At 40.3% G+C, this 26,545-nt stretch carries 23 protein-coding genes and 4 pseudogenes; 13 read left to right on the forward strand and 14 right to left on the reverse strand.

What is annotated here, in order from left to right; genetic code table 11:
* Positions 1–454 precede the first annotated feature (454 nt).
* Both mgtA and WKK05_RS12395 read right to left on the reverse strand, forming a co-directional pair.
* Complete coding sequence (gene mgtA, locus WKK05_RS12390) at positions 455–2,998, reverse strand: magnesium-translocating P-type ATPase (protein WP_341529998.1); 2,544 nt, start codon at positions 2,996–2,998, stop codon at positions 455–457.
* Positions 2,999–3,025: 27 nt separating this feature from the next.
* Positions 3,026–3,181, reverse strand: a complete 156-nt coding sequence (locus tag WKK05_RS12395; protein WP_341529999.1) for a hypothetical protein — start codon at positions 3,179–3,181, stop codon at positions 3,026–3,028.
* A gap of 69 nt (positions 3,182–3,250) precedes the next feature.
* Between WKK05_RS12395 and WKK05_RS12400 the strand changes: the two genes are divergently transcribed.
* Entirely contained in the window at positions 3,251–4,615 is a 1,365-nt protein-coding gene (locus WKK05_RS12400; protein ID WP_341530000.1) for an IS701 family transposase, read from the forward strand.
* A gap of 98 nt (positions 4,616–4,713) precedes the next feature.
* Here WKK05_RS12400 and WKK05_RS12405 read toward each other — a convergent pair whose 3' ends face one another.
* Positions 4,714–4,989 carry an HU family DNA-binding protein gene (locus WKK05_RS12405; RefSeq protein WP_341531072.1) on the reverse strand — a complete coding sequence of 92 codons (276 nt, stop codon included), beginning with the start codon at positions 4,987–4,989 and terminating at the stop codon, positions 4,714–4,716.
* 103 nt (positions 4,990–5,092) lie between these two features.
* Positions 5,093–5,509, reverse strand: a complete 417-nt coding sequence (locus WKK05_RS12410; RefSeq protein ID WP_341530001.1) for a hypothetical protein — start codon at positions 5,507–5,509, stop codon at positions 5,093–5,095.
* Positions 5,510–5,732: 223 nt separating this feature from the next.
* On the opposite strand from WKK05_RS12410, the gene WKK05_RS12415 reads away from it, so the two are divergent.
* The 4 genes from WKK05_RS12415 (at position 5,733) to WKK05_RS12430 (ending at position 9,421) form a co-directional block, all read left to right on the forward strand.
* Positions 5,733–5,975: a hypothetical protein gene (locus tag WKK05_RS12415; RefSeq protein ID WP_341530002.1), complete on the forward strand. Its 243-nt coding sequence runs from the start codon at positions 5,733–5,735 to the stop codon at positions 5,973–5,975.
* Between the two features lie 503 nt (positions 5,976–6,478).
* Positions 6,479–7,471 carry a hypothetical protein gene (locus tag WKK05_RS12420; RefSeq protein ID WP_341530003.1) on the forward strand — a complete coding sequence of 331 codons (993 nt, stop codon included), beginning with the start codon at positions 6,479–6,481 and terminating at the stop codon, positions 7,469–7,471.
* Between the two features lie 85 nt (positions 7,472–7,556).
* Positions 7,557–8,321: a KilA-N domain-containing protein gene (locus WKK05_RS12425; protein WP_341530004.1), complete on the forward strand. Its 765-nt coding sequence runs from the start codon at positions 7,557–7,559 to the stop codon at positions 8,319–8,321.
* A 41-nt stretch (positions 8,322–8,362) separates the two neighbouring features.
* Entirely contained in the window at positions 8,363–9,421 is a 1,059-nt protein-coding gene (locus WKK05_RS12430) for a hypothetical protein (protein WP_341530005.1), read from the forward strand.
* 519 nt (positions 9,422–9,940) lie between these two features.
* Here the strand turns inward: WKK05_RS12430 and WKK05_RS12435 are convergent.
* Complete coding sequence (locus WKK05_RS12435) at positions 9,941–10,414, reverse strand: hypothetical protein (RefSeq protein ID WP_341530006.1); 474 nt, start codon at positions 10,412–10,414, stop codon at positions 9,941–9,943.
* Between the two features lie 453 nt (positions 10,415–10,867).
* Between WKK05_RS12435 and WKK05_RS12440 the strand changes: the two genes are divergently transcribed.
* Both WKK05_RS12440 and WKK05_RS12445 read left to right on the forward strand, forming a co-directional pair.
* The gene (locus WKK05_RS12440) at positions 10,868–11,218 is read left to right on the forward strand and encodes a transposase (protein ID WP_341530007.1); all 351 of its coding nucleotides are present in this window, start codon (positions 10,868–10,870) and stop codon (positions 11,216–11,218) included.
* Complete coding sequence (locus tag WKK05_RS12445) at positions 11,215–11,637, forward strand: transposase (RefSeq protein ID WP_341530008.1); 423 nt, start codon at positions 11,215–11,217, stop codon at positions 11,635–11,637. Before WKK05_RS12440 ends, WKK05_RS12445 begins: the two co-directional genes overlap by 4 nt.
* Before the next feature lie 59 nt (positions 11,638–11,696).
* On the opposite strand, the gene WKK05_RS12450 is transcribed toward WKK05_RS12445, so the two are convergent.
* The 3 genes from WKK05_RS12450 to WKK05_RS12460 are packed head-to-tail and all read right to left on the reverse strand — an operon-like array spanning position 11,697 to position 15,924.
* Positions 11,697–14,294, reverse strand: a complete 2,598-nt coding sequence (locus WKK05_RS12450) for an AAA-like domain-containing protein (protein ID WP_341530009.1) — start codon at positions 14,292–14,294, stop codon at positions 11,697–11,699.
* A gap of 7 nt (positions 14,295–14,301) precedes the next feature.
* Positions 14,302–15,219, reverse strand: a complete 918-nt coding sequence (locus WKK05_RS12455; RefSeq protein ID WP_341531073.1) for an AAA-like domain-containing protein — start codon at positions 15,217–15,219, stop codon at positions 14,302–14,304.
* Between the two features lie 12 nt (positions 15,220–15,231).
* Positions 15,232–15,924, reverse strand: a complete 693-nt coding sequence (locus WKK05_RS12460) for a CHAT domain-containing protein (protein ID WP_341530010.1) — start codon at positions 15,922–15,924, stop codon at positions 15,232–15,234.
* A 250-nt stretch (positions 15,925–16,174) separates the two neighbouring features.
* On the opposite strand from WKK05_RS12460, the pseudogene WKK05_RS12465 reads away from it, so the two are divergent.
* Positions 16,175–17,325, forward strand: a pseudogene (locus tag WKK05_RS12465) (IS630 family transposase).
* A 255-nt stretch (positions 17,326–17,580) separates the two neighbouring features.
* On the opposite strand, the gene WKK05_RS12470 reads toward WKK05_RS12465, so the two are convergent.
* The 5 genes from WKK05_RS12470 to WKK05_RS12490 all read right to left on the reverse strand — a co-directional run bounded on the left by WKK05_RS12470 (position 17,581) and on the right by WKK05_RS12490 (position 20,714).
* Positions 17,581–17,904, reverse strand: coding sequence for a hypothetical protein (locus WKK05_RS12470; protein ID WP_341530011.1), 324 nt, complete (start codon positions 17,902–17,904; stop codon positions 17,581–17,583).
* Positions 17,905–17,957: 53 nt separating this feature from the next.
* Entirely contained in the window at positions 17,958–18,128 is a 171-nt protein-coding gene (locus WKK05_RS12475) for a hypothetical protein (protein ID WP_341530012.1), read from the reverse strand.
* Between the two features lie 104 nt (positions 18,129–18,232).
* Entirely contained in the window at positions 18,233–18,445 is a 213-nt protein-coding gene (locus WKK05_RS12480; RefSeq protein ID WP_341530013.1) for a hypothetical protein, read from the reverse strand.
* The gene (locus tag WKK05_RS12485; RefSeq protein ID WP_341530014.1) at positions 18,446–18,889 is read right to left on the reverse strand and encodes a hypothetical protein; all 444 of its coding nucleotides are present in this window, start codon (positions 18,887–18,889) and stop codon (positions 18,446–18,448) included. It abuts the gene before it with no gap.
* Between the two features lie 628 nt (positions 18,890–19,517).
* A complete protein-coding gene (locus WKK05_RS12490; protein ID WP_341531074.1) occupies positions 19,518–20,714 on the reverse strand; it encodes an IS4 family transposase in 1,197 nt (398 codons plus the stop codon).
* A 267-nt stretch (positions 20,715–20,981) separates the two neighbouring features.
* Here WKK05_RS12490 and WKK05_RS12495 point away from each other — a divergent pair.
* Positions 20,982–22,149, forward strand: a pseudogene (locus WKK05_RS12495) (IS630 family transposase).
* The gene (locus tag WKK05_RS12500) at positions 22,131–23,114 is read left to right on the forward strand and encodes an RpoD/SigA family RNA polymerase sigma factor (protein ID WP_341531075.1); all 984 of its coding nucleotides are present in this window, start codon (positions 22,131–22,133) and stop codon (positions 23,112–23,114) included. The pseudogene WKK05_RS12495 and the gene WKK05_RS12500 overlap by 19 nt, the downstream one beginning before the upstream one ends.
* A gap of 93 nt (positions 23,115–23,207) precedes the next feature.
* Here WKK05_RS12500 and WKK05_RS12505 read toward each other — a convergent pair whose 3' ends face one another.
* On the reverse strand, positions 23,208–23,717 hold the full coding sequence (locus WKK05_RS12505; RefSeq protein ID WP_341530015.1) for a GNAT family N-acetyltransferase: 510 nt from the start codon (positions 23,715–23,717) through the stop codon (positions 23,208–23,210).
* Between the two features lie 311 nt (positions 23,718–24,028).
* Between WKK05_RS12505 and WKK05_RS12510 the strand changes: the two genes are divergently transcribed.
* From WKK05_RS12510 to WKK05_RS12520, 3 genes and pseudogenes are all read left to right on the forward strand, one after another.
* Entirely contained in the window at positions 24,029–24,205 is a 177-nt protein-coding gene (locus tag WKK05_RS12510; protein ID WP_341530016.1) for a hypothetical protein, read from the forward strand.
* 149 nt (positions 24,206–24,354) lie between these two features.
* A pseudogene (locus WKK05_RS12515) lies at positions 24,355–25,579 on the forward strand (ISL3 family transposase).
* A gap of 31 nt (positions 25,580–25,610) precedes the next feature.
* Positions 25,611–26,515 (forward strand): annotated as a pseudogene (locus WKK05_RS12520) (ISKra4 family transposase); the annotation flags it as partial.
* Positions 26,516–26,545 lie beyond the last annotated feature (30 nt).

The following is a 26,545-nucleotide window of genomic DNA, read 5'->3' on the forward strand; positions in this document are numbered from 1 at the left end:
TGTGACTTGCTGCTCAACATGAACAGCCTCTTGTGCAGGTACGGCAACTCCACCATTACGCTCATTTATTAAGCCTTTTATCTGAGCGATCGCCTCTTTTAGTTCCTGCCTAATGTAACAGAGTTAATTAAGCAATACGCTGTTGTAAATAACTGTACGCAGGGTGAAATGCTAGAGCGTATTGTTTTGGAGTGGAACACCCAACAAAGCGAGAGCGAACGACCATCAGGAGACGAAGATGAATAGCTTTTTTGTACAAGCCCTTGGCGTAATTCGTAATTCGTAATACTTTGGCTCCCTTCGGCTTCGCTCAGGGCAAGACGCTCAGTAAAAGTTCGTAATGGGCTACGCCACGCTACGCTAACGTAATTACCATTGCGTAAGGGTTTTAGACATTTTAAATGGATGGCTTATTTCCGCTGATCTATACTATGCTTTTTCATCAACTGAGAGATTAAAATTTTACGTGGCTGTAAAACACTCGTTTGACATTCTCAGCCGCAGTCACGTAGAACAACACGATCGCTCCCAGAACCAGCACAAAACTCAACGGCAACGGTTGAAATCCCAGTAGGGTTGCCAACGGTGTCCAGGGAATGATTATTGTCACTCCAATAGTCGCCAGCGTTGCCATCAACAAGTATTTTCCAGGCTTACTGTTGAAAATGGATTGGCGGGTACGAACGACTAGCACAACTACCAATGCAGAGATGACAGATTCCAAAAACCAGCCTGTTCTAAACTGTTGTGGTTGAGTGTGCAGCAGCAACAGTAGCGCTCCAAAGGTGAGATAATCAAATAATGAACTCAGCAAACCAAACACGATCATGAAATTGCGGATAAACTTGATATCCATCCGGCGAGGTTTGTTGACTAACTCCTTATCTACGCGATCTGTTGCGATCGTTAATTCCGGGAAATCGGTGAGTAGGTTCGTCAGCAAAATCTGACTAGGTAGAAGCGGCAAAAAGGGCAGAAACAGAGAAATTCCCGCCATGCTAAACATATTGCCAAAATTGGCGCTAGTTGCCATAAATACATATTTTAAAGTGTTGGCAAACGTCACCCGTCCTTCCTTTACGCCTTCGATGAGGACATTTAAATCCTTTGCCATCAACACAATATCAGCAGCTTCTTTAGCAACATCGACTGCGCTCTCGACTGAAATGCCAACATCGGCAGCATGAAGCGCAGAGGCATCGTTAATGCCGTCTCCCAGATATCCAACTACATTCCCCGCTTTTTTGAGGGCAATAATGATTCGCTCTTTTTGGTTTGGCTCTACCTCGGCAAAGACATTTGTATCTTGTACTCGATGCATCAAGGCTTCATCACTGAGCTTTTCTAGTTCGGAGCCTGTCAACGCCTTTGGTTGGGGCAATCCTACCTGCTGAATGATACTCATTGCCACCGCCTTGCTGTCTCCGGTAATCATCTTCGGGGTGATTCCTAGCAGTTGCAACTCTTTCAGGGTGTCAGCGATGCCAGCTTTGGGCGGATCGAAGAGAGCGAGGTAGCCGAGAAATGTCATGTTCGTTTCATCATCTTTGGTGAAAGAATCTTGATTAAAATCACGATAAGCCACACCCAAGGCTCTAAATCCCTTACTGCCCAAGTCTTCAGCCTGTTGGTGGAGTTTTTGTCGCTGATCTGCAATAGCGATCGCTTTCCCCTCACCAGTCTCAACAGTTGAGCAAACATCCAAAATATTTTTCAGTGCGCCTTTAGTGATAATCAGATGCGTGCTCTCTGTCTTAAACAGTATGCTTAGACGTTTGCGGTTAAAGTCATAAGGCACTTCATCTAGCTTTTGATAGGCAGAAATATCGAATGTTTTGTATTCACGAATCGCTGCATCGATGGGATTGACATAACCCGACTCAGATGCAGCATTTAAATAAGCGTAAAGTAGAACGCGATTCGCCTGGGGGGAGTCTACGCCAACGCTTTCTTTCCCTTCCACATCAACCGCAGAGTGAATTTTCACCTCTCCTTCCGTCAGCGTCCCTGTCTTATCGGTGCAAAACACATTCATACTGCCAAAGTTTTCGATCGCGGGTAAGCGCTTTACAATCACCTGCTTTTTCGCCATTTTCTTGGCACCACGAGCCAGGTTAACGCTAACGATCGCAGGTAGTAGTTGAGGAGTCAAACCCACCGCCAGCGCCAGAGAAAATAGAAAAGATTCTAGTACTGGGCGATGCAGGTAGACGTTAGCGACGAAAATTAGCACTACCAAAATTAGCGTTACTTCCATCAGAAAGTAGCCAAACTTGCTCAATCCCCTTTCAAATTCGGTTTCGCTCGGTCTGAGTTTCAGGCGTTCCGATACTTTGCCAAATTCAGTTTCTTTTCCGGTATGAACGATTACTGCTTTCGCCGTTCCACTAATCACATTAGTTCCCAGATACAGGGAATTGGTGCGTTGGCTCAGTTCAGTTTCAGCTGGCAATACGCCACTTAGCTTGTCAACCGGATAGGTTTCTCCTGTCAGTGCTGCTTCATTCACCGATAAATCTTTCGACTCTAAAACTAGACAGTCGCCCGGAATATTTTTACCTGCACTCAGCAACACAATGTCACCCCTGACCACTTCCTCATTGGGGATTTCTTGAGATTGACCATCTCTCAAAACAGTTGCTTTAACTTGCACTAATGCCAATAATTTTTCGACAGCGTTTGAGGCTCCTCGCTCTTGCCAAAATCCTAATAGCCCACTGATGAAGACGATTGTCAAAATGATTATGGCATCTGCCGCATCTTTCAGAAAAATCGATAGCACCGCCGCAAAAATCAGAATCAAGATAATCGGACTCTTAAACTGATTAAGCAACAGCATCCATGCGCTCGATTTGTGTTTTTGTTTGAGGCTGTTTGCGCTGAACTCATTCAGGCGTTGTTTGGCATCTTGACGGCTTAACCCGGAGGTTGTAGAGTGCATCTGCTGAAGCACCTGATCCGTGGATAAGCTCCAAAACGTGGAGAGTTGGGGATTCATTGGTTTGATTTGCGGTAAATCGGCTGCTTAACGCGACTCGGCAAATTGCTGTCGAATTTTCGCCGCGATTTGATGATCCGTCATCTTGTCAACTGTTTCAATACCTACGATGTGTCTACCGAGGTTATTTTCTTCAAGACGTTTTTTTAGTTCATCTTTTGCCTCACCTGGCCCAAATATCATAATAGCCCTGTTTTGTCACTCTCGCAGTAGTATAATAAGGTATAAACGCGCTTAACCAAGACACAGAGTATGGTACAGCCCCGTCCAGCCGCACCAACAGTAAAATTTGTGGACGAATATTGCCAGTGGTATAAAAGCCTGTTTCCAGAGGTTAGGAGTTTTGAGGCTTTTAAATATCTTCACGTGGGCTGTGTTTCTGAACTAAAACGGAAAACTCTACCAGAAATAGCAAAAATTGTAGGATTGGATAACCACCAAGGTTTGCATCATTTTTTAACTACTTCACCCTGGGATGTAGAGAAGTTAAGAGCTTTGCGATTAGAGCTAATTTTACAGGTTCTAAAAGGTAGACCAATCATTCTAATTATTGATGAGACAGGAGATAAAAAGAAAGGGAATAAGACAGATTATGTGAAACGGCAGTACATAGGTAATTTGGGTAAAGTAGAAAATGGAATTGTAGCAGTCACAGCGTATGGTGTATTCTGTGGGATGACTTTTCCATTACTATTTGAAGTATACAAGCCACGTGAAAGATTAAAGCCAGGCGATAAATATCTAACCAAGCCTCAAATAGCAGCAATAATCATAAAAAAGCTAGAGTTGATGGGTTTTAAATTTAACCTAGTACTAGCAGATAGCTTATATGGTGAGCAGCGCGTTGGGCGGCTTCGCCGACTTGAAGCGACTGCGAACCCGAAGGGGGAGAGTGGTACTAATTTCATATCTGTATTAGACGAACTGGGGTTAAATTACTTAGTAGCGATTCGCTCAAACCATTCTGTAGAGCTACTTACTAGACAACACACTCAATATTTAAAATGGCATAAATTTAAACGGGTATTCTCTGATTTAAGCAGTGAAAATCGTTTTATTAGAGAAATAATTCACGGTAAACGTAGCGAGAATAGGTACTGGCAGATTACCACAGACCGTGAGAAATTACCCGGTAATACTACTTGGTATGTGATGAGTAAATACCCAGACCTTAACAAGCGAGATGTGGGAAATTTTTATGGTTTAAGAACTTGGGTTGAATATGGCTTGAAGCAAAGTAAAAATGAATTAGGTTGGGCAGATTACCGTTTAACTAATTACAGTGATATTGAACGATGGTGGGAGATTGTTTGTAGTAGCTACTTGATAGTTAGTCTACACTCTGAACAAATGCAGTCTTCTCCACCAAAGTCTCCATCAAAATTAGCTGATCACCCCTGGTGGGATGATGGTAAAGGTTGGAAAAATATTCTTAACAATCTCCGTTTGATAATTCAACCTTTTACTTTATTCAACCTGATATATCCCTGGTTAACAGTTTTTCCTATTCCTCAATTAGATTTAGGGTTTTCTAAACTTCAATCTATTATTTATAGACTCACTAGTTCAGTTTTTATTTTCCTGACTCACCCTGATTTCTACTTTTCCTCTGCCTAGAGTGACAAAACAGGGATAAGAGCGATGGCTGCGCCAACGCCAAAGGCGAACGCTACGCCTTTGCAGTGATTGGATTGCTGGTGGTAAAGCCAATGCATCTATGGCGCTACTTTTTCTTTGAACAGCTTCCCAGCAGAAAACGCAGGTACTTTGGTAGCCGGGATAGTCATTGGCTCATTGGTTTTGGGATTACGCCCCTCACGCTCGGCACGTTCACGCCGCTCAAATGACCCAAACCCTACGAGCGTTATCTTCTCCCCGTTTGCTACAGCTTCGGTCACGACTTCTAAAAAAGCACTGATGATTTCATCAGCTTGCTTTTTCGTGACGTTGGCTTTTGCTTCTACAGCATCCACTAGTTCACCTTTGTTCATAAATGACCCTGAATAGATTACTGTTATGTCTGTTATACCCATAGAAATATTAATATCAAAGCGGCAAGGCGATCGCGCTTGTTTAACATCCCCAACCCAACACTCACGTTCCCCCACCGTTGCCCCATGCTGCCTTGAGAACGCGAGCGCTACAGCGAGAGCAGTCATTACATTGCTTGACCACTAGCAATGCATCTATGGCGCTACTTTTTCTTTTAACTTCTGCAACTCTTTTTGCGAACCAGTCACGGTCAAATGGCAAGCAGCTACCGTCTACGAACCGCACCCATAATGTAATCCCACCTTCAAGCCAAATGGTACGAATAGTTTCGGGTTCGACTTCAATAATCTCGCCAATGATGCGGCGGTCGCGAGCAGTCAAGGGGTCTTTGGTTGGGGCTACAGCTTCGGCTTGGGTTTCCAGATGGTTGTCAAGCTCGGCTTGTGCTAGGGCTTGCTCGTCAATGCAAGAGGGAACAACGCTCTTAATTGTTTGCTGTGCCAGTGTTTTGTAAGGCATAATGATTATCTCCTTAATTGGGGAAAAGGCGATCGCACAAGTTTTCCAGGCAAAGGCGGTCGTCTTTTTGTTTTTCTTTTGAATGATATTTATATTGTAAGACGCCCGTTTAGCATTGTCAAGCAATTGCTAAACGAATTAGTTAACCCGTGATAGAGTCAGGCTATATTTATGTCAGACATTGTTTAACCTTATATTCTGTAAGCAATAGGAGATTTAGTAGATGAACAACGGCGCTAGAGAAAAGCAGATAGCTGTGAGAGTAACTGACGAGGAAAAAAATGCTTTTGAAGACAAGGCCAAACAGGAGGGAAAAACACCTTCACAAGTCCTTTTACAGTTTGTACACAGCTATATTGGGCTTTCTGGGGAACGTTCTGGTGAAGCGGACGTACAGCAAAAGATAAGCCAGCTAGAAGCTCAAATTCGCGAAATTCAGCAACAGTTGGGAAAACAGCCCGCCTGAGAGAAGAAAATGAATCTCTCAGGCGATGGCGTGATCGTGTAATCAAACTTATTAAGGAAAACCCGCCCCCTACTTGAGGCGGGTTTGCGCTTTTAAGGAACTACTTTGTGTTTAGCTATGCTAAACTTATGCTAAACACAAGGTACAAAATTTATTATGACTGTAATCTCGTCAGTGCAGCAAATCGATACAAACCTTCAGCTTTTACAGACAAGTAATCAATGGTAAGAGTAATACTCATGCCGTCTTGCATCAAGCTACACATTTACTAAATATGCTTCGATAACAAGTGTAAAACATTTGTTATCACGACAAATAGCAGTAATTTATGACCACTTTCACAATACCAAATCCCCTAACTGCAACAGGGGTTAATTCTGTTCGCCTACATAAGCTTCTAACAAGAAGTCAGAAACGCCACAAAGTCCCATAAGAGTAAAACCCAATTGTGTCAATCGGTTAGCGTTTCGTCACGATCACATCCTAGATATGGTGAATCGGGAGTGATCGAAGCGGAAGCACCAAACGATTCACAGCAAATTGTTACCTTCAGCGATGGTGAAAAACTGCTAGTTAACAATGCTGATTTAGATGTCTCCAGTGTCCCACTTCCAAGTGAGCGAATTTATCCACCAGAATACGCAGAAGCCATCGCATCTCTAAAAGAACAGCATAGGCGGGAACTAGAGCGGCTCGAAGCAGATTTAAGGATTGGTTTACAAGTAGAAGCTAGAGCTAGGGCAGAAGCGCAAGTACGAGAACAACTCGAATCGTTGCAACAACGCCTAGACGAAATGGAGGGATTACGACAATTAGAGCTAGAGAATCAACGATTACAACGTCGTATTCAAGAACTGGAAAACGCAAAACAGCCACATCCTACACAAGAGCGGGACAATAAGCAGGCAGTTAAAAAGAATGTTCAGCAATCCTCAGATACGATAGATTTGCGCTCGCTGGCTGTTGAGCCACCGAAGGAAAATGCCACCGAATGTTTACGACTGATGGGTATAGCTTTGAGTAATCTGGCCAGTGCCATGAACAACGCCCAAGCTCTTGAAGCAGCTGCAATTATTCTGGGGAGTGAGCCGACACAGAGCGCGATCGCCACAAGGACGGAACAATTGCAGTTAATACCCCAGGCAGTAAGTGACATCAGGCAGGTACTTGCAAAACCTGAATGTACATGGATTGACTATTTAGCTGTAGCAGAAGAATACGAGGTAATTAAACAGGATTACTGGGCAGAATTAACCCCACAGGAAAAAGAGCAAATCACTGCACTAGAGAAGGCTGAACAACCTACTTTGATTGGGCTTGGCTCTATTGTTGCTTACGCAGACCCCTACTACACGCTGTATTTAGCCAGGGGCGAAGTTGTGGAGGATTTGGGCGAGTCAGTGATAGTGGCGTGGGATCACTGGGCGGAACGAGGTAAAAAAACTGATAGGTACTTCAAATCAGAATTGAGATTCTGGCAAGCCGACAACCAGTAAATACAACTTACCTCTAGCTAAAAAAATCAATGCGGCTTCACTGGAATGCTGCTGATATTTTCATGCGCCGAAAATTGGAGGAATTATGGATGCAATAACAATTATTTCACGACAAGTAAATGGCTCAGTTGTCAAACAACGTCGATGTGATGGTTATGTCAACGCCACGGCTTTAGCCAGTGCTTACAAATTAGCTACAGGCAAGCGGCGCGATGTTAGTGAATGGCTAGAAAATAAACGTACAAAAGAGACGCTTTCGCATCTGAGTTCAAATACGGGAATTCCCGTGTTTGAGTTATATCAAGTGTTTCAAGGCTCTCCCCTTCACGGAGGCGGCACTTGGATTCATCCGAAGCTAGCAGTCAGATTTGGCATTTGGCTTTCGGATGAGTTCGGCTATCTGGTCGAGCAGTGGGTTGAAGAATGGGTGGTGAATGGCCAGCCAACTGTCGGGGATTCCAAAGTTTTGGAATTGGAAAGCAAATTAGAAACGGCAATGGAAGCTATCACCCAGCTACAAGCCCAAATCCAGAATCTGCTGCCCCCATCATCAGATTTTATACCCCCTGGCTGGGATGCCGAAGTCTGGGACAAGTTACCACCACAAGATAAACGTCACTTCAGGTTTTTGTTCCGCCGTCGCTGCTTCCGCCCTTCTGGGCAGGGCAGTAATGAGCCACTGGCATTATCCCATGTAACTGTTGAGCAGTTGAGACAGAAGCAGAAAAACGAGGTTGAGCGGTTGGTTGGAGAAATATCATCCCAGGAAAAACAGCAACTTCAGGCAGCAAAACAAGAGATGTTAAGACGCTTCTGGGCAGAAAGTCCGGATGAAGATGTGCCGTTTTAACCCAGAATCGCAGCCTCACACGAATATATAGAAGGTGGAACATGAGCAGCATTGCCTCTACTAATAAATTTTCTGTCCTGGTGATATTACGCCGGGAGTACCTCGACATCACGGGCAACTTCTGCGCGGCCAAGCTGATTGAATATTTTCGGCATTGGACAAACTGGAAGGTGAAAAATCACCGTACCGTTTGGATCTACCAGCCACTCAAACGGATTTACGCCGATCTGATGGGGGAATATAGTCTTCACGTCATTAGGAGTGCGATCGCCTTACTTGAAGAGAAGGGAATTATCGAGAAGCAGAAGAACCCAGGCAACGGTCAAGACAGAACATGGCAGTATAAATTAAACTTCGATGTACTGAATGGGTTTTTGGAACTTCGCAAGTGCAAAAACGAACATTCAGAATTCAATGCAGAACAATACCACAGATCCAATCCTGAAGCTTCAAAGCCACAACAACACTCTGCTGTTGAGCTTGAAGAAAGTGAGGAAAATGAAAATCTAGATCAGCAAATCCCGGTTACTTCCTTCGTTGGAGAGATAGAACTTGTTGACTCGACTATCAAGACAGATACTCATGAGGATCATTCTTCCGCCGCCGAATCTGCATCAAAATCTTTGCAGACAGTCTTGACCGAAACAGCCCAGACTACTGACTATGACTCAGAATCAGAATTAGATGATGATTCTGTTGCCCCTACTGTGGAAAAATCAATTCAGCCGAGTCACCAAGAAGTAATTGACGTGTTGCAGCAGTTGAGGGAGATTCCTTGTACCCCACAGTTCCGGCTCAATTCAGAAATCCAGCGTACAGTTAAGCGATGTTGGGAGAATGTACCAGGGGCGATCGCTTATTTGAAGGAGGCGTTACAGACTTGGAAGGGGATAAAGTCACCAGAGGCTGTGTTTGTCGCTGCTTGTAAGGAAGGACGGAAACCGGAGTCCTCGCAGGTAAAATCTGCTGTGAAAGATTGGTTTGAGTGGGCAAGGCGAGAAAGGATTGTAATTGCAATGTCTGGTGAGGCCGTGTACACACCGGATGGTGAAGCGGTGAAATTGCAAGAGATGATGCGGCGGTTTCCGATGCAGGAGTAAGGCGAAGGTTTTGCCGTGCCACAGCCTGAAAAATGATCGAGTGAGGCGATCTCTCTCCGGTATAAGGCGCGGACTCTGCAAATGGAGAAACTCAAAATGGCAGGAATTCTCAGAGAAAAACCTGATTTTGACTTCTTACTGGAATGTTGACAAGATGACCCCGCCTTGCAAATTGTCGTTAAAAAGCTGTTGGCGAAGTTTCCACAGTGGGGGTTGGTGGCTGCGGATGGGGTGCTGGTGAAGTGGGAGGAATAGTCCTCTTTTATCACTTGCGGAAAACAATAATCGGAGCGAAACTCTGAAACGTTGATTTAATAAAGTTTTGAGCTTTTCTTTTCTAACAGAAACTAAAATTTCTAGCCAAAAACTGAAAAGTAAAGCTCTCAAAGGCTTTCAAATATTGGCTTTTCCAAAGTGACACAACAGAGATAATTATCGATTTCGCCCTTCTTTACTTACTCAACATTAAACCTAAATCCTTACGTTATTTGTAATTAATCGTCAATATTTTTTGCTATTTTAATTTGCAGATATTATAATAAACCCTTCTCGTTTTTTTTCGTATTTCAGATTATTTTTTAACTTAGATATACACTCATCTATACTTAAATAATATGTTTTATCTATCTGGTCACATTGCCATTCAAAAACAATAAACCACTTGTTCTGGGGAGTTAACAATAATTTTAGTAAAGAATCTAGGCTTTTTCCTCCCCAATTTATTTTTGAGCCATTAACTTCTAATTCTAATAAATCTAGTATTTGACCTGTTACAGATAAATATGTCCATTCTTTTTCAGCAAAGCTTATAGGCAAATAACTGTGTATTTTTTTAGGCATTAGACTTTCTGTTAAACAAATATACTTACCCCAAATATAGCATTTAGGTTCTTGAGGATATTCTATGCCTTCCCAAACTATTGTTTTTTGATAGCATTCTAAGCTGTCTAATGGTTGCTTATTTAAAAGTAATAATTCAAAACATACATCCATAATATTTCCTATAAGTAAAACGATGTAAATACTGGTAATTGGGATAAGAGAGGAGGGAAAATAGTTTGAGCCTAATTAATTTTATTTAATATAGGTTCTTTTTCCCCTCCGACTTACTCAGTCATTTACTTAAAGGAAGCGTTACGAACTTGGAAAGGAATTAAGTCACCGGAAGCAGTGTTTGTTGCTGCTTGTAAGGAAGGCAGGAAACCGGAGGCACAGCAGGCCAAGCCTGGTGCGATTGTTTGGTTTGAATGGGCAAGGAAAAACAGGATTGTGATTGCTATTTCAGGAGAAACAGTGTACACAGCGGATGGTGAGGCGGTGGCGTTGGCAGAAATGATGCGGCGGTTTCCGGTGGGTGATTAGGGTTTTGGGGTTGCCCAAAATCTCAATGTTTTAAGATTGCTGCCAATTCTTATACTACTTATATTGTATTTTCCTGTACTTACGATGTCTCGCCCAAAACGTGACCTGAAAGCTGGATTTTGCTACCATATTACCGTCCGTTGCAACAATCGGGAATTTCGCCTCACTCGCCTGAAATGCCGTGAAGTCTTTCTCTGTGCCATTAAAAAAGCGCAAGGAAAGTACGGGTTTAAACTTTATACCCTGTGCATTATGTCAAATCATGTACATTATTTGATTGAACCCCAACAAACCGAAAACCTTCCCAAAATCATGCACTGGCTCAATTGGTACACTGCGATGTGTTTCAATCGGATGCTAAACCGCACAGGCATTTTTGCGAGAAACGATATCATAGCACTGGTTTTCCCAACACAGATCATCGACGGGCTTTGAATACGCTGCGATACATTCACGCTAACCCAAAAGCCGCCGGAATGCAGCAAGGCTTTTTCTACAATTTCAGCAATTATGGCACTCATGACCGCTTGAGCAACGATGGCATTACTCAGTGGCATCCGGCATTTTTGCAATTGGGGCGAACTTTAGAGGACTGCGCGGCAAAATATCGCAAATTTTGTCAGAAATATAGACCCAAAGCCAAGCCAGAGACAAGGAATCACTGGGGTAGCAACTTTTTACCGTCGGTGATGGAGGGTGCAAAGGCGAAAAAGTCTTCGCCGGGGCAGTTGGGTTTACCCTGGAACAAGCAGAGAGCGACTGAGAGTACGGATGTACATGAGGTAGCAACAAAATTTATTCAAGCAAATTGTTATCAGCCCCCAGTGCCAGGTATCAGATTTTTGAAATGTTGATTTCTGCGTGCGAAATGAGGCTGAAATAAATGTTCACAAACTTCTGAAAGGCTTATATGTTACAATTTACAAGTCGCAACGCGAGAGAAAAAGCTGCTGTCGCTGTCTAAGGCCCGGGCCCGCTCCCCTGGCCCGCTCGCTCGCCGCTCCGCTCCCGCTCCCCCTAAGGCCGCCGTTCTAGATGATGGTAGTCCTCCCCTACCGTACATGGAGTCTTCTTGTATACGCTTTATTATCAAGTCATAGCTCACCCAACCACCTCTGGAGTGACTTGTAGTGTCCTCTAGTTCGTTATCATACCATCCAACTGCCCTGGCAAATTGTAAATAATTATCATAATCTTTGTCAGTCCAGTCTCCTAGTTTTATATTTAGTCTATTCCCAGTCTTAATCCATATTTCCTTCTGCACACTAAAGCCAAAACGTTTGTCTGCATTGACCCAAAGCTTGTCTATTTTTTGCAGGTCTGGACAAGAAAATCTATTGATGTCCTCATAATTTAAATATCCTTGTTCTTCTCTTTGAGCAATATTGAGCATGAGAATATATGTTTGCTTATCAGCATCTGACCAATTTTTAGTCTTCAGAAAATTTTCAAGTTGAGCATATAAGTGATCTCTCAGCGATGTTTCAACCTCTTTATCTTGGGGGTTTAGCTTAATTAAACTTCGATAAACTGATTCAATATTTTCGCCTGTGAGCAACTGATTGTCTTTAGTAAAATCAGTTTGATTTGGATGTTTTTTTAATATATTAAATGCTTGACTGTAAGATTCTATAGCTTTTTGATTTTGTTTAGACTGAGCTAGTAAATCACCTTGACTCTTATAGAAGAATACTTGAATTTGTAATCCTGGGCTAGAATTTAAAATTTGATGATCATTTTTAGCTTCATCCAAGAAATTTTTACTTTGCTTAATTTCTTCCTGTGCTAATTGTAGATTTTTTAGTTGTTGATTTGCTTGTGACCTAGTAGCAAAGACTAATGCTTGTCTAAGTTGGTGATTCTTAACACCAAAAGATAAAGCAGATAGCCTTAAAGCTTCATTAAAATTAATCGTAATCTCTTTTGAATTAGAGTTTTCCTTGCTTTGTATTTCTCCAGCTAGTTTATTTAATTCCTGAACAGATGAGACTTCTTCTTTAGTTTCATTAATTTGCTTATTACGTGCTGATACACCTAAAATTGCTGCTCCTACCACAGTTACAATTAAAACAACAACCCCAATACTAATTCGCCGTTGAGCTTTCTTATTCGCTTCACGAAGTAATTGATTTCTTTCTTCTGCTGCCTCCCTCTCTTTTCTTTCTATTTCTAAATCTGCTTCTTGTTCTTTAGCGGCAATCTCTTCCCTTTCTCTTTCCAAAGCTGCTTTTTGTTCTTGAGCAGCAATCTCTTCGTGGATCTCCCTCTCTTTACTAGCTGCTAAAAACTGCTTATCCTGATAACTTAAATTTTTATCCCTTGCCCATTCTTCAGCTTCTTGTAATGCCTTTCCTCGCAGGAGTCGGGAATGATCAGTACTTCTAGAAGCCACCCAGAACCGAAAATTCTCAGAATAAGGACGCAGATTGTTTAATTGATTTTCAATCCAATTATAATCAAAGATTTCATAATAAATTTGATTATAAACTTTCAGTTTACCTTGCTGTCTAATAACTAAACCTGAAAGTTGTAACTCACTTTGCTCTAATGTATCATCTGCTGTTACAAGTGATTTTGCTTCACTGAACCTCACTTGCTGATATACTTCTAATAAGTAACCTGCCTTCTGCTCATCTCGCAAAATTCTAGCTTGAATCGTTCGTAAATGTTCAGGTTCATCCTGTGATTCCCAGTTTTCGAGAATCCGCGATCTAACAGCTTGCTCTACTGAACAGGGATGTTCTTGTATTGACTCCTCAACCATAAACTGACATAATTTTTGAGTTAGAAATGGTTGCCCCCCAGTCCACTGCAAAATCTCCTGCATTATGGCCTGAGTATTACTGAATTTACCGCGCAACCCTTTTTCTAATGGTTCAGATTCATTTAGTTGAAAGCCTTTGAGAGAGACTGCCTGACCAATGTTAAACGGAGTGCGCTGTTTATCTTCAATTAAATTACTAGGTGATGCTACTCCCAGCAAACAAAATGTGAGGCGATTATAATCAGGATTATCTACACGCTTGTTGTAACAAGCACGAATTAATGCAAAAAAGTCATCTGTGGGAAAATTCAGACTGAGTACGCTATCAATTTCATCAATAAAAATAACGATATCTTCTTGAACTTCAACAAGTAGTACTTCTTCCAAAAACTTGCGAAATCTTGTAACTAGCGAATTTAACTGATTCGCCTTCCACCAATCACCAAAATCTAAATTTAATCCAAAACTGTCAATGAGCGTGTCAATTAAGTCTGCATACCATTGTTCGGGAGGGACATTCTGAATACCTCCAGCAGAAAGGTCAACGGCTGCACACTTTATGCCATCATCTCTTAATCGCTGCATGGTTCGCACACGTAGGCTAGACTTACCACTCTGGCGCGAATTCAGTACATAACAAAACTTCCCCGCTTTCAGCCCTTCATATAACTGTGCATCAGCTTCTCGTATGACGTAGGTGCTGGCATTTTCAGGTAGACTTCCAGAGAATATGTATTGGTCAACCACGATTTACCTACTCCAAACGAGTTGAGAAGTACTTACGATACAACTCACAACCAGGAACACAATCATTACTAAAAAGTTTTACTAATCCCAAGCTATGCAACTTAAAGGCAACTTCAGTATCTAACCTCACGGGTGCATTTGTCATCACTACTTTTTTATACCCTATTTCAAGCTGAGGATTATGTTGTAAATGCCACAGTTGTTGTCGCAAGTGGTCACTGAAGATTCCTTGCTCTGTTGGTGCAAGTCTCAAGAGTTCTTCTAAGGTCACTTGTTGGCTTTTGAGGTGGGTTATCGCTGACTGTACCAAGTAAGGATGTCCCCCTAGCAACTCCATCAACTCGGTTAAGTCCTGTTCCCCCAGGCTTAACTCATTCTGCTTGACGAGGTTTGTTACTTGTTGCAGATTAAATTCAGGTAAGTCAATCGCCAATCCCACATTAAACGGGGAATGATTACTGTCTAAGGAAGGATAAGATTCAGTGGAATGAACCACAACTAACCGCAGTTTCTTCCAGATATTACCAATCTTGTCTCCTTGTTTCGCTGCCTCATACCATCCCCGCAGTAATAGGCAGAATTGAGGAAAAATTTCTGGATATTCAAACAGTCTCTCAAAGTTATCTATAGCTAAAACTAAGGGAGTATCAGTAAGTGATAATAAATATTTTTGAAAATAGCGAGTACAGTTTTTATTCAGCCCAAAAACCTCTTGCCAATGTTTCTCTAGTTGCGGTTCTAATTCTAGGCTGTCAGCAACATCAATACACAACCATTGTAAGAATGTTTTTAAGTTAATCAGAGTCTCGATATCAGCCAGCTTCAAATCTAGCTTTGCTGTTTGATAACCGTGCTGTCTTGCATGAGAAAGTATTTTTTCTAACAAGAGTGTTTTACCCATCTTTTGGGGAGCTTTGAGACGAATTAATGCCCCTGGCTACACAATTGCTTTATAGCATTTCTCCTCAATCGGGGGTCGTTCAATATATATTGTGTTTGTGTCTAATTTGGGCGCTGTACTTTCAAATATTTTGTTTGGTTCATTTAATAATTTTCGATTTTTGGAGATTACAAGTTGAGGTGTTAGGTTTTCAGCTATCCCCGCTACACGAATTAGATTACAACCTAATTTATAAGCAAATTCGTAACCCTTGCTTGCACCCAACGCATCATAAAAACCCACCGCAAATTCAATTGCTGCTTTATCGCCTATCGCTTGGCTCATGCCTACGACATAATTAATATGTCGTGCTATCTCTTCGGCTTGGTATTGAGAGTAGCAAGCATTGAGAACTACACACTCCACTTGCCCTGAAAACAGTTGGAATAATCCGGCCATAGCTTCTGCATTTACTAATTTCGCTGCTCCCGTTTCATCCTCAAACACTAAACCTTCTTCTCCTGCCCCATGCCCGGAAAAATGAATAATCTGCGGTTCATGTTCTAGTATCGCTCTGTGGATATCCCGGTATCGTACTGCTTGGGCTGTGGCTATGGAATACCGCTCTCGATTTCTTGACCTTTTTAGCCCCTCCTGAATCTCCCGCATCTCCTCGCCTAGACGCAGATATTGGCTGCCGATGGGATTGGCTGCTAGCAGGAGAATTTTCTGAATAGAATCAGTATTCATCAATTTGGGCGGCAACTGCTCAAAAGCATGATTTTTGCATCTACATCTTGAGTATGTGCTTTTACGGAAAAGAGCGCAATCTCTCTATCGCCAGAGGTAGACAGTAAATTTCTGCTGTGATGCAAGCTTTTAAGGAAGCGTTACGGACTTGGAAAGGCATTAAATCGCCGGAAGCAGTGTTTATTGCTGCTTGTAAGCTAATCGGCACTTAAATTGCATAATAAGAAAAGAAAGTCGTTTAAAAGCAACTATGCCACCAGCAGCCAGAAACTTTTTAACGCCGGAGCAAGTCAGTAAATTACAGGAAGCTCTAAAAGAAAGTGGTCTCCCACACGTCAGAGAAAGAATTTTAATTATTTTGCTACAGAATGATGGAAAACCACAACACGAAATTGCTAAATTTTTAGGCTGCTCGCCCAGAACGGTCGCATATTGGTGTATGCACGGAGATCCAGACAACCTAGAAACTTTACACAATAAAAGAGAATATGAACATTACCGTAAAGCTACTCCTGAATATATTGAACTGTTATTAAAAACTGTTGACCAAGAACCATCAGATTTAGGATATGAATTTGGTAAATGGACGGCAGAGCGGCTAGCTACATATTTAACCGAAAAAACAGGAATTGATTTAAGTAGTTCTCAAGTAAGGAGGATATTAAAGAGAAAAAAGTATAGTTATATCTGGACTAAATCTAGCTTAGAAGATAAACAAAATCCAATTGAGAGAGCCAAGTTTAGAGAGAAGCTTACTCAATATTTAAAAATAGCACGAGAAGAACCAGAGCGTTTACAGGTGTGGTTTTGGACGTTAGCGTAGCGGGCGCGCGTACCCGCGCGACGAGTGGTTTTAGTTTACGCGTAATTCGACGCAAGAGTTGGGGTAGAAAAGGAAAACGAAAAAGTGTTCCAGGGGAACGGCGTTGTGGTCGAGTTAATGTGATGAGAGCAATTAGAGAATTAGACCGGAAACGGGTATGCTTTTTTGTAAAAAAAGGAAACGCAGATATTTTTTATGAGCAATTACAACAATTAAATGAATTAATTAAGCAAGAATGGGCAAGTAAAGGAAACCATTTTGAAGATTTTGCGAAGTTTGGGCCAAAGATTATTTTAATTTTAGATAATGCAAGTTTTCATAAACGCAAAGATATTCTAGCTAAAATAGCTGAAGACTTTCCAAATTTTATTTTAGAATTCTTGCCGGCTTACAGCCCTGATTACAATATTATCGAGTTAGTCTGGCACTCATGTAAAGAATATATTGCTCATCGGTTATTCAAATCAGTAGATGAATTAAAATCACTGCTAGATAAACTGTTGAATCAAGGCAAGTTAGTGATTAAGTGGCATCGAAAAATCAAAAACAAAGGTAATAGGCAGTATGTTGCAGCTTGAATGCCGATTAGCTTAAAGATGGCAGGAAACCGGAGTCCGCGCAGGTTCAATCTGCTGTGAAGGATTGGTTCGAGTGGGCGAGAGGCGGCAAAGGATTGTAATTGCGATGTCAGGTGAGGTCGTGTATACGCCGGAGGGTGAGGCAGTGGCTTTGGCAGAGATGATGCGGTGGTTTCCAGTGTGGGAGTAACGTTATAAAGAAATTGGCGAAAACCGCTTGGTTAAATGCATGATCCTGGCGGATTTTTCAGGCGATTACAAAGCATCTATGCGATGTATCGATTCAATCAATTCCTCAACTTCTTCTTCGTCCAGACATTGTTTCACTTGGTTGCTGAACCACTGGGATTCTTCCAGTTCCGTTTCCTGGACTCGGTAGACAAGTAATGTTCCAGCAACACGGGCAAGAGTAAGAGGTGATGGGGAAACGTGGCTCAGTAGCTCGCACGCATTCTGGTATATTTCCATGATTGATAAATTGTCCAAAGGAGATCCCAACTGAGCAGAAAGCTGTTTTAGGTTCTCCTGAATAGATGAATGGAAGTCTGGATCTTCGGGATGAGAAAGAGAGTTACTCATATTGTCGCTCAAATGCCATTGGATTAGGGCTGGAAGCAATGTGTTGAGGTAAGTTACTTTTTTCGGGCTTTGTCGTAGACATTGTTTCTGTCTGGCTGTCGGCGTTGCTGTTGCTTGCGTTCTACCAACTCCCTGGAAACATAAACGTTAATTTCAAAACTTTGTTCTGTTGCTTTGCATCTAAGTTTTGTAAGTTTTGTAGCTTTTAGATGACTTTCTAGCATTGTGACACAAACTTCACGCCCAAAACGAACTAGATGAAATTACTACTTTCTTAATACACCACCAATTTTTTTTGCGTCAATTCACTAACTTCAATTCTTCACGCTTAGTATTTGATCCAACTATCTTGATCAACTGCTGATTCAAGTAGCTCTGGGTTGAAAGGTAACTGAATCCAAATAATAGAGTGCCAAGTTTTGTCATATTCCTTGGCACAATTAACAGCAACTTCTAATTCAACTCTTGCTGCTTCAAGTAGGGAGTGATTGCCCGGAATATGACTCAGGACAACCGCTAAACAACAGTATGTAGAGATCATTTATGCAGCTTTACGCGGTTTGACTGGTTTGCGCTTGCCTGGAGACTTTACTTCAGCCTTTTTAGTTTTCGGTGACTTGTTGGCAACATTGTCAGATTTCTTTGAACGGGTAGTACGTTTTGGTTGTAATGAAATTTCTTTAACTGGAGGCAGTAATTTCAATGTAGCGAGTGAGAGAACAACTGCTTCATTACTGTTATGGTGAACAACGTCAGTTTTTAACGCCCAAGGATCGGGTAATTCTTCAAAAGTTTGAACTTGTGGTGTAAATACCTCTGATACTGATGTTGTAGGAGCAACTATATTTACATTGCTAACTGAAACTATATTATTAACTCCAGCAGTAGATACAAATAGTCCAGTAATGAACTGGAACATAACGAGAGTAACGAATGCCCAAAAGATGACTACGATTGTCAGGGTAAGTGCAGATTGCATATCCATGATTATTCCTCAACTAAGTATTTGTATTTTTCAATTGATTTACGCAAAGCGTTTTGAAGGCTTGTTCAAATATGAAGAGACTTTGAACAACTCCTCTCTTGAAGAGAGGACTTCACTATAGAAGTAGCGTAGCGTTTATTTTTCTGAAATGAGCTAAATTTCTTCGTTATTTTGAAGCTCATTTTGAGAATAGCGCAGCTTTTACTATTTACCTATTTAAAGAATTAAAGTATTATATATATAAATTTGTTCACCAAATATAAATATATCCCTAAGTCTATGATTAGGCTTTGATTTATTAGCTAATCCGTGAAATAAAATCTTTATCTCAAACAACAAATGAAGAAGAATTCAGAATTCAGAAGTCAGGAGTCAGAATTAATCAGTAGAGGATTCAGACCCACCATGCTCATTGTTGCACCACTAAGTCGGAAATAAGCGTGGAAGCATTAGACCCTTTGATTCAGACGCTCGCAGACTCGCTCTAAGCGAAGCCATGCCGTAAAGCCTGCGGCATAGCTCCGCTTAGGGCGTAGCCTCTCGTAGAGAAGGCTTTACGCTGCGCTATCCGCCAGCGATGCACTGAGCCAGTTGAAGTGTCAGACTCCTTGAGGGGGGACAAAAAGGGCTAGGATGCAGATAAAATAAGCCTCATAGCCCTTTCTCCTTGTTGATAATACTTACGCTTATTAGGAGCTAGTGTCATTAACTCAACCACCAATTCATAAGAATTTTCCATGAAATCGACCCAGTTAGACCCCTTCGGGTTCGCAGTCGCCTGCGGAGGGAAACCCTCCCGCAGCGCTGTCTCACCATATAATCCAACATAAAAACTGCTATGACGGCGAATTGTCCGCCCTGATTCTTTAATTCGACCGACATATTTTTGAACACCCATACGTTTAATTTTTTGACCAGATATAGTTGCAGCCGTATATGCAAGTGAGATTAATAGTATTAGAGAAATTAAGCGTTGACCTAATACATTAGTATCTTCCAAGTTATACCCACCGCTCTTAAAATCTCTAAACATCTCTTCAATATCAAAACGTTGTTTATAAGCCTTAATAGCCGAATCTAAGCTATCTAAATTAGTTAGGATAAACCAGCCTTCCTCCGGCGCAACTCCAAAACGTTTACGTTTCCATTTACTAGCAAGATTAAAGCTAATAAATCCTGTAGACTTTGTATATTTAACACCTTGATAAAAGAAAGAAAGTCCAGGTGCTAAACCTGAATCTCTTAATTGCAGCCAAATTTCCGGTTCTATTTCTATAAATGCATCTTTTTTTAAGCGCAAACAGAAATATACTTTCTGCTCTGTCAGCCAGTTAGCCAGCTTTATCGAACAAAATTCGCGGTCTCCTAACACGACAGTTTTATAATTATTAAAAAGCGGCAATGCTTTTTTGAATACTGCTTCTTGTTCATCAAAATTGCTTGAACCCAATTTGTCTAATAGATTAAAATATATTGGGATAGACCTTTTATCCCAAACCACACTAATCATTAACAGATTAATACACCCCCAGTTAGTCCGGTCAATTACTAAATAAATAACTTCATTTAAGGGGAAATATATTTCTAACCAGCTTTTAATAATTGGGAACCAAATTTCTTCAACGTTGATGTAATTTAAAGACAAAAATCTTTGGATTTTCTTTCTTCTACTTTCAAAAAAGATGGGGATAGGTAAAGCAGTAGCCAGTGCTTCGATGCTAACAGTTTTAATAGATTGTAGTAAATTTATCAGGATTTTTAGTAATAAATATTCCGCACGTCCCAATTCTCGCTTGAGATTTGTCTCGTAGAATTCTGGTAACATTATCATTAAATAGAGCTTATTGCGAATGAATGCTCTTTTTGTTTTACCATAAATTGCTACACTACTTGCCATGTATCTATTTCAGGGTATTTTGTATCCCCTCAAGGTCAGACTCAGTTAAATTCTGAATTCTGAATTCTGACTCCTGAATTCTATTTTGATAAAAACATTCATCACAATTAATTGAAAATATGACTAGTAGTATGCCAAGGGAAGTTTGCTAAGTAATACTTCGTTTTGATAAACTAGTCAAAAACGAGGTATAACATGGCGAAAAAGTACATTGTTGACTTGAGTGAAGATGAAGTTTTTCAACTGCAATCAATTATTAAAAAAGGTAAGCACAAGGCAAGAACTATAACCCGTGCAAACATTCTTTTGATGGCTGCTGAAGATGAAACAGACTCAGCGATCGCAGACAGAGTTAGAGTTCATTCAGCCACAGTACAAAGGATAAGAGAAAAATTTGTCATTGGTGGGTTGAATTTTGCATTAGAGGATGAAAAATATCCCCCAAAACCGAAAAAATTAGATGAAAAGCAAGAAGCATTTTTGATAGCAACTGCTTGCTCTAACCCACCAGAAGGGAGAGTACGTTGGACAATGCAATTATTAGCAGATCATTTAGTGAACGTTGGTATCATAGATTCAATTTCCGACGAAACAGTACGCCAGACTCTAAAAAAAATGAAATTAAACCGTGGTTGAAAGAACAGTGGTGTATTCCCGAAGTAAACGCAGAATTTGTGTGCCGAATGGAAGATGTATTGGATTTATATAATGAGCCATACAATCCGAAAAAACCTGTACTCTGTTTGGATGAACGCCCATATCAATTAGTAGAAGAAGTTAAAAAACCTTTGCCACCAGAACCGGATCAGCCTGAACGTTATGATTATGAATATAAACGTAATGGGGTAGTCAATTTATTTGCCCTTTTTGAACCTTTAGCTGGATGGAGGCATATTGAAGTTACACAACGTCGTACCAAGGTTGACTTTGCTAAACAATTGAAAGAACTGGTAGATGTCCATTACCGCGATGCTGAGGTAATTCGTTTAGTAGTTGATAATCTAAATATTCATACTCCAAGTACATTATATGAGGCTTTCACGCCACAAGAAGCACGTAGAATTATCCAAAAATTAGAGTTTCATTATACTTCTAAACACGCTTCTTGGTGAGCCAGTGCGTTGGGCGGGTTCCCCGACTTGAAGCAACTGGCGAACCCGAAGGGTTGAATCAAGTGGAAATTGAATTATCCGTTTTATCACGTCAATGTTTAGAACGACGTATTCCTAATATAGAAACATTAACTTCTGAAATTGCTGCTTGGGAGTCACAGCGTAATCAACAACAAACAAGTGTCCATTGGAGCTTTAAAACCAAGGATGCACGTAAAAAAATGCAACGTTTATATCCAGATTTAACTTAGCAAATTTCCCTTGGCAGACTACTAGTGCAACTCCCGATTTAGTTCGCTCGTATTTAAAAGAAATCGCTCGCTATCCTCTGCTGACTTCTGAGCAGGAAATCTCCTACGCTAGGCTTGTGCAACAGATGATGGCAATTGAACAGCAGCGGCAAGTTTTAGCACTTCAACTTAACCGACAACTAACTGCAAGAGAATTAGCAGCGGCTCTAGGTAAAACTGAAGCCGAAGTGGAGTCAATTTTTCATCAAGGGGAACGTGCGAAGCAGAAAATGGTGACTGCTAATCTCCGGCTGGTAGTTTCTGTTGCTAAAAAGTACCAGAATCGTAATTTGGAATTTCTTGATCTTATTCAAGAAGGTACACTCGGTTTATACCGTAGCGTTGAGAAGTTTGACCCTAACAAAGGTTACAAACTTTCAACTTATGCCTATTGGTGGGTAAAACAAGCAATTACTAGAGCAATAGGTGAAAAGTCTCGCACTATTCGCCTTCCGATTCATGTGGTCGAGAAACTAAACTCTCTTAAAAAAGTACAGCGGGAACTATCACAATTGAATGGCCACCAGCCGACTATAGCAGAAATTGCTGAAGCCTTGAAAGTCAAGCCAGAAACAATACGAGAGTATCTTCAAATATCGAAACAGCCTGTATCTTTAGAAATGCGTGTGGGAGATAGTCAAGATACTGAACTGCTCGAAATCTTGCCTGACGAAAGTATTTCTCCTGACGAGCAAGTGGACATCGACTTTATGCGTCAGAATCTCAAAGACTTGCTAGCATCGCTGCCCCCAATACAACGAGAAATATTAACTCTACGTTTCGGGTTAGAGAATGACCATCAACTGAGCTTAACTCAGATCGGAGAACGGCTTAACCTGAGTCGGGAACGAATTCGGCAGCTTGAACATAAAGCACTTACTATTCTTCGTCGTCAACAAAGTGATATTAAGGAGTATCTTAATTAAAATGATTTCGTTCTACCCTTAAATAAAATCAGCGATTGCTAAAAACTTGAACTCAGCACGAGCGGCTTTCTTCAAACCGCTGTACTGCAATTGTTAAACATCAGAAATGAACAAACTAACACTTTTACTATCATCAGATAGTTTAATCATTCGCTCAAAGCTTAGTCCTAGTTTTTCGAGCAGCTTTGCTGAAGCATGATTGTCCGGTGTAGTGATAGCTACAATACGACTTAAGCCGAAGGTTTTTCTCCCATACATTATGACAGCAGAAGCAGATTCATAAGCGTATCCTTTTCCCCGAAACTTAGGAAGAAAGGCAAACCCAACATCCACATCCTCCAAGGAAGCTCTTTTTATTAAACCGCAAATTCCAATCGAGGCGCTCTTCTCCTTTAGCTCAACCAAATACAGCCCGAAGCCAAGACGCTCATACATAGCAACCGGATTCTTCAAAATATATTCACGAGCATCATCAAGGGTTCTCACACCTTTATCACCAATAAAGCGCAACCACAAAGGGTCATTTAATATCTCAAGAATAAACTCGCTATCTTCAACTGTCAGCCGACGAAGAACTAAACGCTCTGTTTCAAGAACTCTCATAATCGAACAGCTTGTTATTGATGTCTGACTATTTATTATACTGAGAAATTTTGTATAATCTTTTTCTAGATATTAATATATCAAGTATTATAAAGCTTCTTTGTAGATATACAAAAAACTTTTTTTAAACACCTATTTGAGGCTTTTATAAAATATTAATTTAGAAAAATAAAAATGTTAAAACGTTAATTTGGCATTGACTACACACAACGAGTTGCACGGGAGCATCTCAGAATTGTTAGAACATATGAACTAGCAAGTGGAAATCAGAATCAGCGAAAATAAGGGAAGAAATTAATCCCCACCCAATAATGGAACCAGCTAATCAGAAAAAACTTCAGGAGCATCTACAAGCCATAGCCGAAATTCTATATCAAGAAACGGAAACTGAAGAATTAGAGAGTCTAACTGGAATTGAAAAAACAATCAGAGCACAGACTCTAGAGTATATTACGCCAGAATTAGGAGTTTTGGCTCTCCCAGAGTAACTATGGTAAAATAATATAAATAATTAAATAAATCTTAGATAATTTAGATTTTTTAATAGAGCAAACCCAAGCTATAAATAGAATTCTAGACTAATTAAATAATATAAAAATTCAAAAATATTGATATTAAAACCTTTGTTTTAATAAATATGCCATCTAATCCCTTACTTCATTTCATTACTAAAGTTATTAATCTTGAAGATGTCAAGGTTATTAATTACCATTTTCTTACAGATGATGAAATAGTAATAGAAATTGAAAATAAGCTGAAAGTTGCTAAATGCCCTCACTGTGGAAATACCTCCGATAAAATCCATCAAAATCATTGGTATAGAGTCAGAGATATACCCCTAAGCGATTATCAAGTATTGTTAAAAGTAAATCGTCGTCAGTTGAAATGTCAAAAATGTCAGAAAGTATTCAGTGAAGAGTTAGATTTTATCAAAGCCAGAAGAACTTATACAAAAAGACTGGCGATGAAAGTAATTAAGGAAGTATTAGAAACTAATGTAAAGAGTGCAGCCATCAGAAATAGAATGACAACCTCTGAGGTGGAAACAGTATTAAAAGAACTGGAAGTTGATTTACTCACAGAAAAACCTAATAAGTTAAAAAAGTTGGGGATAGATGAAATCACCCAGTTAAAAGGAGGAAAAAATTATGCGGCAGTTCTGGTGGACTTAGAAACAAAAAAACCAATAGCATTATTGGAGAAAAGAAATAAAGCAGTAATAGCAGAATACTTATCTAGTCTAGGTTTAGAGATTTTAACCCAAATAGAAGAAGTTAGCATAGATTTATGGATACCATATAAAAGTTTAATCCAAGAAATGATGCCAAATGCTCAAATAGTAGCCGATAGATTCCATGTCATGAAACAAATAAACGAGGAGTTAGATCAAAAGAGAAAGAAAGCAAAAAGAGCAGCAGAAAAAATTAAAAATAAGAAAGAGAGAGAAAGTACATTAGCGGGGTTGACTCATAGTAAATACCCTTTATTAAAGAAAAAAAAACCTTAACTCCGAGGAAAAGGCGAAGATAGAATCAGTGGAGAAAGTTGCCCCTGAGCTAGGAAAAATGTATCGAATGAAAGAAGGACTTAGAGATATATTTGACAGTCAAATAACCAGTGATGAAGCCTTATATAAATTCCGAGAATGGACAGAAACAGCTTATAAATACTTCCCGAAAAGTTGTCGAACAATAAGTAGATGGATAGATGAGATTCTCGCTTATTTTGATAGCCGAACTACTCAAGGAGTTGTTGAAGGAATTAATCAAAAGATTAAGCTGATTAAAAGAAGAGCTTATGGTTTAACTAACTTTGATAATTTTAGAAGAAGAATTTTACTCAATTGGTATTTCTGCTACTAATTTATCATATCTAATCTGGGAGAGCCGGAGTTTTTTTCTCAAAGAAGCAACAGGAACTTCATCGGGAAGAGTAAAAATAATTAAAAGTATTCTCGGAGAATTACCAGTCAGTGAGAAACAAGCGCGAAAGTTAAAACTAAAAAATCATCAAAAAATCAGTCCTTACTTAGAGGAATGTTGTTTGAGAGCCAGTGCAAATGTCTCTTATGAAAATGCAGCAAAAGATATTTATAAATATATTGGTATATCGCTCTCTGCTAGCACACAACAAAGAATAGTTCAGCGGTATGAATTTCCGGAAATAGAATGTGGACAACAACTCGAAGAAATTAGTGTAGATGGCGGTAAGGTGAGGCTTCGGACTGAAAAATGCATGAGATCCATGTATCTGGAAAGACTATAAAGCCATCTGCATCAACCAAGAAATAAAAGTAGCTAGATTAGGTGAAAATGAAGCTTTAATTGATTACGTAAATCAACAGCAGTTGGCAGACCCATTAACTTGCTTAGGTGATGGACATCCTGGGATTTGGAAAATAATTCGACAATTTAATTGTCCTGGAGAAAGACGCGAGATTTTAGATTGGTTTCATCTTGTTGAAAATCTACATAAAGTTGGTGGTTCTCTCAAACAACTCAAAGCTGCTGAAACTTTTCTTTGGCAAGGAAAGGTTGATGAAACACTCGTTCTCTTCTCTCCACTTAAAGCTAAAGCGGCTCAAAACTTTTGCCGGTATTTGTCAACCCATCGACATCGAATTGTGAACTATGACTATTATCAAACCGAAAATATTTGTTCTATTGGATAGGAGTGCTATCGAGTCTACTATTAAACAGATAGATCGGCGATTAAAAATCTCTGGAGCACAATGGAATGAATCTAATGTCTCTCAAGTCCTCATGCATCGCTGTGCTTATCTTAATGACAAGCTTTAAGTGCTGTTAGTTCTTTTGTTCTAACAAAGT

Origin of the sequence: Nostoc sp. UHCC 0302 (assembly GCF_038096175.1) — a bacterium.
Taxonomy (GTDB): domain Bacteria; phylum Cyanobacteriota; class Cyanobacteriia; order Cyanobacteriales; family Nostocaceae; genus UHCC-0302.

Excerpts from the sequence above, each read along its gene's own strand:
- WKK05_RS12510 (WP_341530016.1), top strand. The coding sequence starts at position 24,029 with ATGGAACCAGCTAATCAGAAAAAACTTCAGGAGCATCTACAAGCCATA.
- WKK05_RS12405 (WP_341531072.1), bottom strand. The coding sequence starts at position 4,989 with ATGAACAAAGGTGAACTAGTGGATGCTGTAGAAGCAAAAGCCAACGTC.
- WKK05_RS12440 (WP_341530007.1), top strand. The coding sequence starts at position 10,868 with ATGTCTCGCCCAAAACGTGACCTGAAAGCTGGATTTTGCTACCATATT.
- WKK05_RS12485 (WP_341530014.1), bottom strand. The coding sequence starts at position 18,889 with ATGGATATGCAATCTGCACTTACCCTGACAATCGTAGTCATCTTTTGG.
- WKK05_RS12410 (WP_341530001.1), bottom strand. The coding sequence starts at position 5,509 with ATGCCTTACAAAACACTGGCACAGCAAACAATTAAGAGCGTTGTTCCC.
- WKK05_RS12435 (WP_341530006.1), bottom strand. The coding sequence starts at position 10,414 with ATGGATGTATGTTTTGAATTATTACTTTTAAATAAGCAACCATTAGAC.
- WKK05_RS12470 (WP_341530011.1), bottom strand. The coding sequence starts at position 17,904 with ATGAGTAACTCTCTTTCTCATCCCGAAGATCCAGACTTCCATTCATCT.
- WKK05_RS12460 (WP_341530010.1), bottom strand. The coding sequence starts at position 15,924 with ATGAATACTGATTCTATTCAGAAAATTCTCCTGCTAGCAGCCAATCCC.
- WKK05_RS12505 (WP_341530015.1), bottom strand. The coding sequence starts at position 23,717 with ATGAGAGTTCTTGAAACAGAGCGTTTAGTTCTTCGTCGGCTGACAGTT.
- WKK05_RS12475 (WP_341530012.1), bottom strand. The coding sequence starts at position 18,128 with ATGCTAGAAAGTCATCTAAAAGCTACAAAACTTACAAAACTTAGATGC.
- WKK05_RS12395 (WP_341529999.1), bottom strand. The coding sequence starts at position 3,181 with ATGATATTTGGGCCAGGTGAGGCAAAAGATGAACTAAAAAAACGTCTT.
- WKK05_RS12425 (WP_341530004.1), top strand. The coding sequence starts at position 7,557 with ATGGATGCAATAACAATTATTTCACGACAAGTAAATGGCTCAGTTGTC.
- WKK05_RS12400 (WP_341530000.1), top strand. The coding sequence starts at position 3,251 with ATGGTACAGCCCCGTCCAGCCGCACCAACAGTAAAATTTGTGGACGAA.
- WKK05_RS12490 (WP_341531074.1), bottom strand. The coding sequence starts at position 20,714 with ATGTTACCAGAATTCTACGAGACAAATCTCAAGCGAGAATTGGGACGT.
- WKK05_RS12430 (WP_341530005.1), top strand. The coding sequence starts at position 8,363 with ATGAGCAGCATTGCCTCTACTAATAAATTTTCTGTCCTGGTGATATTA.
- WKK05_RS12415 (WP_341530002.1), top strand. The coding sequence starts at position 5,733 with ATGAACAACGGCGCTAGAGAAAAGCAGATAGCTGTGAGAGTAACTGAC.
- WKK05_RS12480 (WP_341530013.1), bottom strand. The coding sequence starts at position 18,445 with ATGATCTCTACATACTGTTGTTTAGCGGTTGTCCTGAGTCATATTCCG.
- mgtA (WP_341529998.1), bottom strand. The coding sequence starts at position 2,998 with ATGAATCCCCAACTCTCCACGTTTTGGAGCTTATCCACGGATCAGGTG.